At 34.1% G+C, this 2,261-nt stretch carries 2 protein-coding genes; both read left to right on the forward strand.

Translation table 11 applies throughout. The features are described 5' to 3' along the window. Positions 1-91: 91 nt before the first annotated feature. Positions 92-1,369 (forward strand): hypothetical protein, encoded by a 1,278-nt coding sequence (locus ACH2CG_RS04525; protein ID WP_395062638.1) that lies wholly within the window; start codon positions 92-94, stop codon positions 1,367-1,369. 187 nt (positions 1,370-1,556) lie between these two features. Further along, positions 1,557-2,261, forward strand: a 705-nt coding sequence (locus tag ACH2CG_RS04530) for a fibronectin type III domain-containing protein (protein WP_395062640.1), incomplete at its 3' end; no start/stop codon positions are given.

Here is a 2,261-nt window from a genome sequence, read left to right on the forward strand (position 1 = left end):
TGCCGAAGCGAAAGAAGCTGTCGAGTACAGTTATGATCAAATAATGAAATATTACAAAACAATGCGATTTGAATAATAAAAAATTTAAACAATGATAAAAAAAACAATGTACGTATTTTTGGGAATTGGATTTATCTTTTCTGTATATATATGCGTCAATAGGGCTTTTCAAAAGTCTAATATTATGCCTCCTCTTGAAATAGAAACTTCTATGCCAGAAATATTAAAGAAATATGCTAAGGATAGTATTGATTTGAGTTTAATGCTCGGAGATACATTTTCTATATTAGGAGATCATATCTGCCCTATTCGCAATGGAATTTGTATCATGGAATTAAATCATATTAATAAGTCTAAAAATGTTATTCAAGATATTAGGACTTATGTTGGAGTTGTTGATGTTAAAAATAAAAAACTAAAAGGGATATTTTATTTTGAAGAAGGTTTTCAACATGTACTTTTAGATTATTATAGAGATACTTTATACTTGGCGGAAAGTTGGGGCTGTTTCAGTATAAGATATTGTGATATTCATACAGGAAAGACAGATATTGTTAATATAGATCCTTGTGGCACAGCTACTGATGCGGGCTCTATTGTCAGGACAGGCTGTAATCTATTTGTTACAGGAACACCATATCGAGCAGGTATTGTAGATTGGAGAACAAAATTTTGTATTGAACCACCTATTCTACGAAGTAGGTCTTCGGGTTCTGGATTTGTACACCCTATCAATAAAGATATTAATTTGATTAATTATACTGAAGACACTTCGGGGCACCGTCATTTTTATGCTTATGATAACAAGGGTAAAAAAAAGTGGCAATTTATAGGCACTCAATACACTTATTTTTATGGGTATAAAAATTATTTTGTTGGGGTCAATGCTGAAAAATTAATTTTGTTAGATAAACAAAAAGGGAATATATTAAAGTCATTTCTTCTTGGTAAAGACAAGACGTTGGATGAATGGAGCATCGTTTATGTCGAAGATAACATCGTCTATTTACGCAGCAATATGAGGAACAACGATAAATTTATACCTTCGGGTTTGGGCAATACAGAACTTATGGCAATTGATATAATGAAAGAGAAATTACTTTGGAAAAAGGAAATAAAAGGCAATTTTCTGACGAAATATTTAGATAATCTATTTATAACAAGCTATAAAGCTAATGACAAGAGTAATCTTAGATACATGGTATATTCAAGAGATAACTTTGAATTATTGGACGAATATGAGTTTAAAACTAAAAAAATAGAGTTTAGTAAAAAAGACAGTAAATGGAAAGGCTGGGGTGGTAATATATGGTTAGATAGAGAAACAGATGTTTACTATACTCGTTCACAAAATATGTTATACTGGTAATTGCACTTTAGCAACGCATTAATTATTGAAGAAATAGAGAAATAAACCACCCAAAAACCCAAACCGCGTAACCTACCTCCCGAGGCGAGCGCAACAAAATTATTTAGAATAAAAAGTACACACTTACATTGAGTAGCATCAATGTGAGCAGGAAAACAATTTTTTTTACCAAAACAACATTTTACACATGAACACCTTACGCAAAAACACTATCTTGATTGCCCTATTGGCATTCTTGTTCCCTTTCGCGTTAAATGCACAAGACCTCATCATTGCAGGTACTAACGATGTTGCATCCATGTTAAGCACCAACAAGCCAAAACATGACGGCGATGATCCGCGCAAAAAGAAAATCAAAAAAACACCAAAACCTGTACCAGGTTGCGGAGTTGTACTTGGTTACAAAAAGAACTCTATTGCTATAAACTCCATAAAAGTAGAGTGGCAACACAACGGAGATCCTGCCAAAGTAAAATACGATATACGATGGGAGGAAACCAACAACACCGCTGTAAAAGGTGCTGCTCTTAATATTACACCTACTTCTGCAAGTAGTGTGCAATACTACACTGTGCTAGGATTAAAACCCAGTACCAGTTACACTATATACATCAATGCCAATTGTGATATTTCAAACAGTGGAGCAGCACCTGTTTGGGCGGTAAGCCCAAGAAGTCCACTTCAGGTTACTACATTGTCTTTTCAGTGTGTCTTAGAAGCTAGTCCAGTCCTAAGCTCAACTTTTTATACCATAACAGCCAAACTACCAAATGAGCCAAACACCTCAGAGAATACTTATGTATTCACACTAAGAAACAAACTTACAGGAGCAGCAGTTGGTCTGCCAGTATCACAACCTGCTACAAATGGTATATACACTTTTTCAAATCCA

It is taken from the genome of Flavobacterium sp., assembly GCF_043778725.1.
GTDB lineage: Bacteria > Bacteroidota > Bacteroidia > Flavobacteriales > Flavobacteriaceae > Flavobacterium.

Excerpts from the sequence above, each read along its gene's own strand:
- ACH2CG_RS04525 (WP_395062638.1), top strand. The coding sequence starts at position 92 with ATGATAAAAAAAACAATGTACGTATTTTTGGGAATTGGATTTATCTTT.